Annotated in this window: 5 protein-coding genes and 1 pseudogene; all 6 read left to right on the forward strand. The window is 71.1% G+C overall.

Translation table 11 applies throughout. The features are described 5' to 3' along the window. Positions 1 to 202 (forward strand): annotated as a pseudogene (locus ACME2J_RS21860) (HAD family hydrolase); the annotation flags it as partial. A 45-nt stretch (positions 203 to 247) separates the two neighbouring features. Continuing rightward, positions 248 to 760, forward strand: coding sequence for a MarR family winged helix-turn-helix transcriptional regulator (locus ACME2J_RS21865; RefSeq protein WP_495547065.1), 513 nt, complete (start codon positions 248 to 250; stop codon positions 758 to 760). Positions 761 to 876: 116 nt separating this feature from the next. Then, positions 877 to 2,526 carry an acyl-CoA mutase large subunit family protein gene (locus ACME2J_RS21870; protein ID WP_495547066.1) on the forward strand — a complete coding sequence of 550 codons (1,650 nt, stop codon included), beginning with the start codon at positions 877 to 879 and terminating at the stop codon, positions 2,524 to 2,526. Between the two features lie 283 nt (positions 2,527 to 2,809). Continuing rightward, on the forward strand, positions 2,810 to 3,232 hold the full coding sequence (icmB, locus tag ACME2J_RS21875) for a coenzyme B12-dependent isobutyryl CoA mutase small subunit (protein WP_495547067.1): 423 nt from the start codon (positions 2,810 to 2,812) through the stop codon (positions 3,230 to 3,232). Between the two features lie 144 nt (positions 3,233 to 3,376). Further along, positions 3,377 to 4,168, forward strand: a complete 792-nt coding sequence (locus tag ACME2J_RS21880; protein WP_495547068.1) for an electron transfer flavoprotein subunit beta/FixA family protein — start codon at positions 3,377 to 3,379, stop codon at positions 4,166 to 4,168. A gap of 17 nt (positions 4,169 to 4,185) precedes the next feature. Further along, positions 4,186 to 4,814: electron transfer flavoprotein subunit alpha/FixB family protein (locus ACME2J_RS21885; protein ID WP_495547069.1), on the forward strand; the 629-nt coding region annotated here is incomplete at its 3' end.

The following is a 4,814-nucleotide window of genomic DNA, read 5'->3' on the forward strand; positions in this document are numbered from 1 at the left end:
GTCGGACCTGCCGATGCTGCGCGCCGTCGGCCACCCGGTCGCCGTCAACCCCGACCCCGTCCTCGCCCGCATCGCCCGCGAGGAGGGGTGGGAGGTCCTCCGCTTCGAGACGCTCGGGCGGCGGATCCGTGCCGTCGGCGCGCTCGGGGCCGCCGCGCTCGTGGGCAGCGCCGGCGTCGCCGCGCAGACCCGTCGCCGCTGAGCCGCGCTCCGGCGCGCCGCCGGGCCCCCGCTTATCCTCCTTGTGGTGACGCTGCGGGTCGACCCGATCGCCGAGGCGCGCCGCCACTGGGACGAGCGCTGGGGACCCGAGCCTGCGCGCGCGATGGCCGCGGTGACCTCGATCGTCCGCGCGCAGCAGATCCTCGTCGGGCGCTTCGACGAGCTCCTCCGGCCGCTCGGGGTCACCTTCGCGCGCTACGAGCTCCTCATGCTCCTCCTCTTCACCCGCCGCGGTGAGCTGCCGGTCGGCAAGATCGGCGAGCGGCTCCAGGTCCACCGCACGTCGGTGACGAACGCCGTCGACAAGCTCGTGGCCGCGGGCCTCGTGGAGCGCGTCCGCCACCCGGAGGACGGGCGCACGACGCTCGTCCGCATCACCGAGGCGGGGCGCGGGGTCGCACAGCGCGGCACCGAGATCCTCAACGGGGAGGGCTTCACGATCGACGCCCTCGGTCCGGACGACCAGGAGACCCTCCTCCGGGTGCTCACGGTCCTGCGCGCCGACGCCGGCGACGTGCCCCAGACGCCGGTCCGCTGAGCGCCGGAGCGCCCCCGGGGGAGGGGGCGTTGAAATGCGTGGGTGCATACCTATACTTCCGGGTACACCGAGATACGCGGACTTCCACCTATTTTTCCCCGGAGCGCTGTTCGAGCATGGCGACGACCCCAGTGACGACCCCCACGACCTACGAGGAGTGGCGCGAGGCCTACGGCCTCTCGGCCGAGCGCGACGTCCCCTTCACGACGCTCTCCGCGGAGCCGATCAAGCCGCTCTACACCGAGGACGACCTCCCGGCGCGCGAGCAGATCGGACTGCCCGGCCAGTATCCGTACACGCGTGGCGTCTACCCCTCGATGTACCGCGGGCGCCTCTGGACGATGCGGCAGTTCGCCGGCTTCGGCACGGCCGAGGAGACGAACGAGCGGTTCCACTACCTCCTCGGGCACGGACAGACGGGCCTGTCGACCGCGTTCGACATGCCGTCCCTCATGGGGCACGACTCCGACTCGCCGCGCTCGCTCGGCGAGGTCGGGCGCGAGGGCGTCGCGATCGACACCGTCGACGACATGGAGACCCTCTTCGGCGGCATCGACCTCGGCGAGGTCTCCGTCTCCATGACGATCAACGCCCCGGCGGCGATCATGATGGTCTACTACGTCGTCGCGGCCGAGCGCCAGGGCGTCCAGCCGAAGGACCTCGCCGGGACGATCCAGGCGGACATCCTCAAGGAGTACATCGCCCAGAAGGAGTGGTGCTTCCCGATCGACCCGGCGATGCGCCTCCTCGGCGACATGATCGAGTGGTGCACGCACGAGATGCCGCGCTGGCATCCGGTGTCGATCTCCGGCTACCACATCCGCGAGGCGGGGGCGACCGCCGCGCAGGAACTCGCGTTCACGCTCAAGGACGGCCTCACCTACGTCGAGCAGGCCGTCGAGCGCGGTCTCGACGTCGACAAGTTCGCGCCGCGTCTCTCCTTCTTCTTCAACGCGCAGATCGACTTCTTCGAGGAGATCGCGAAGTACCGCGCCGCGCGCCGCATCTGGGCGCGCGAGCTGCGCGAGACGTTCGGCGCGAAGAACCCGAAGTCGTGGCTCATGCGCTTCCACACGCAGACCGCCGGCGTGTCGCTCACCGCGCAGCAGCCGCTCAACAACATCACCCGGACCGCGATCGAGGCGCTCGCCGGGGTTCTCGGCGGCACGCAGTCCCTCCACACGAACTCCTACGACGAGGCGCTCGCGCTGCCGACCGAGGACGCCGTGCGGATCGCGCTGCGCACGCAGCAGATCATCGCCCACGAGACCGGCGTCACGAACACGATCGACCCGCTCGGCGGCAGCTACTTCGTCGAGGCGCTCACCGATCGCATGGAGGAGCTCTGCTACGGCTACTTCGCGAAGATCGACGAGCTCGGCGGCATGGTCGAGGCCGTGAAGCAGAACTACCCCCAGCGCGAGATCGCCGACGCGAGCTTCGAGCTGCAGTGCGAGATCGAGGACGGCCGCCGCAAGGTCGTCGGCGTCAACTCCCACACCGAGGGCGGCGACGACGACACGCTCATCCTCCGCGTCGACCCCGACCTCGAGCGCAAGCAGATCGGCCGCGTCCAGGCCGTGAAGGCGCGTCGCGACAGCGCGGCCGTCGAGGTCGAGCTCACGAAGCTCAAGGAGGCCGCGGCGACCGACGCGAACCTCATGCCCGCGCTGCTCGACTGCGCGCGTGTCTCGGCCTCGGAGGGCGAGATCATCCACGCCCTCCAGGAGGTCTTCGGCAGCTACACCGAGGCGCCGGTCTTCTGATGCCCTCCGCCGGGCGCGTCCCGTCGCGCCCGGCGGCGCTCCGCGATCGCCGTCTCCCGGCCGCGCAGCCGCGCCGCCGCGCGCGCCGAGTCGCGCGCGCGAGCGGTGCGCGCACCGGTCGTCCGGGCGGCCGCCGGCACCCGGTCTCGCGACGCGGCTCCCGGCCGGGCTCCTCCGCCGGGGGGACCGGGCGGTCCCCCTGGAGGGTCCCGCCGCGGGGCGCGCCTCACCGCGACGCCCCGGGGACTAGACTTCCCGCCGTCCGTCCGTCGCAGGAGCCACCATGTCCGCCAGCACCGTCATCAGGAAGATCCGCGTCGTCGTCGCGAAGCCCGGCCTCGACGGCCACGACCGCGGCGCGAAGATCATCGCGCGCGCTCTGCGCGACGCCGGGATGGAGGTCATCTACACCGGCCTCCACCAGACGCCGGAGCAGATCGTCGAGACGGTGATCCAGGAGGACGCCGACGCCGTCGGGCTCTCGATCCTCTCCGGGGCGCACATGACGCTCGTGCCCCGCATCGTCGAGCTGCTCAAGGAGCAGGGGATCGACGACGTCGTCGTCACCGTCGGCGGCACGATCCCGTCGGACGACATCCCCGAGCTGAAGTCGCTCGGCGTCGCCGAGGTGTTCACCCCGGGCGCGCCGACGACGGAGATCATCGACTTCATCCAGACTGCCGTCAAGGACCGCGAGCAGTCGTAGCACCCTGGCGGGCGCGGGACCGCTTCGGCGGTCGCTTCCGCCTGCCGCGAGGGGTGGGCCAAGAACGCGCCCGCGCCCCGATTGACTCGTCAGTCAACTGCGCAAGTACACTACGAACGTCCGTTTGCCCATGAGGAGGCCGAAGTGAAGATTTGCGTCCTGGTCAAAGAGGTGCCGGACGCCGCCGTCCAGAAGCGGATCGACCCGAACACGGGCCGCATGGACCGCAGCGGTGAGAAGAACCTCAACCCGTACGACACGCACGCCATCGAGGCTGCGATGCAGATCAAGGAGGGCGGCGAGGTCCCGGTCGAGGAGGTCGTCGCCGTGACGATGGGCCCGGAGTCCGCCGTGCGCGCGCTCCACAAGGCCGTCTCGCTCGGCGCGGACCGCTCGGTCCACCTCGTCGACGAGGCTCTCGCGGGCTCCGACGTCGCCGCGACGGGTTACGCGCTCGCGCAGACGCTGAAGCGCGAGAATCCCGACCTGGTCCTCCTCGGCCAGCAGTCCGACGACGGCGAGTGCTACACGATCGGCGCGGTCGTCGCCGAGCACCTCGGCATGCCGTCGCTGACGCAGGTCATCGACATGAAGGTGACCGGCGAGGGCGCCCGCTGCGAGCGCCAGGCCGAGTACGGCTACGACACCGTCGAGGTGTCGCTGCCGGCCGTCATCTCCGTCGGCGACGCGATCAACGAGCCGCGCTACCCGTCGCTGAAGGCGATCATGGGCGCGAAGAAGAAGCCCCTCGACGCGGTCGCGACCGGCGACGTCGAGATCGACGCCTCGAAGGTCGGCGGCGAGAACTCGAACGCTCAGTGGCAGGCCGCGAAGGCCCCGCCGCAGAAGGAGCCGGGGCTCATCATCGAGGACGAGGACACCGCCGAGACGGTCGAGAAGATCGTCGCCTGGCTCGACGAGCGCAAGCTCATCTGAACGGAGGCCACACGATCATGGCGAACATCCTGGTGTACGCCCTCCACTACGAGGGCGAGATCAACAAGAACAGCCTCGGCGCGGTCTCCGAGGGCGCGAAGCTCGCGTCCGAGATCGGCGGCGAGTGCCACGCGATCCTCGTCGGCGAGGGCGTCAGCGACGACCTCGCGGGCAGCCTCGGCCAGTACGGCGCGGCGAAGGCGATCGTCGCCGAGGGCCCCGAGGGCCTCGCGCAGCCGGTCGTCGACGCGATGGCGAAGGTCATCGAGGACGGCGACTACGGCTACGCCCTCTTCGGCGGCGGCCTCCTCGGCTTCGAGATCGGCGCCGGCCTCGCCGCGCGCGTCGACGCCGGCGTCGCGATGGAGGTGACGAACGTCCGGGCCGAGGGCGGCAAGCTCATCGCCGAGCGCCCGATCCTCGGTGACTCGGCGATCTCCGAGATCGCCTACAAGTCGAGCGTCGGCATCATCATCGGCCGCCTCAACGCGTTCGAGATCAACGAGGCCGGCGGCGGCGCCGCCGCCGTCGAGAAGGTCGACGTCTCGTACTCCGAGCACGCCGGCAGGGCGAAGATGGTCACCCGCGGCGAGCAGCGCGGCGCCGACGTCGACATCGAGGGCGCGGACGTCCTCGTCGCCGGCGG

Source organism: Paraconexibacter sp. (genome assembly GCF_059438195.1).

Excerpts from the sequence above, each read along its gene's own strand:
- icmB (WP_495547067.1), top strand. The coding sequence starts at position 2,810 with ATGTCCGCCAGCACCGTCATCAGGAAGATCCGCGTCGTCGTCGCGAAG.
- ACME2J_RS21870 (WP_495547066.1), top strand. The coding sequence starts at position 877 with ATGGCGACGACCCCAGTGACGACCCCCACGACCTACGAGGAGTGGCGC.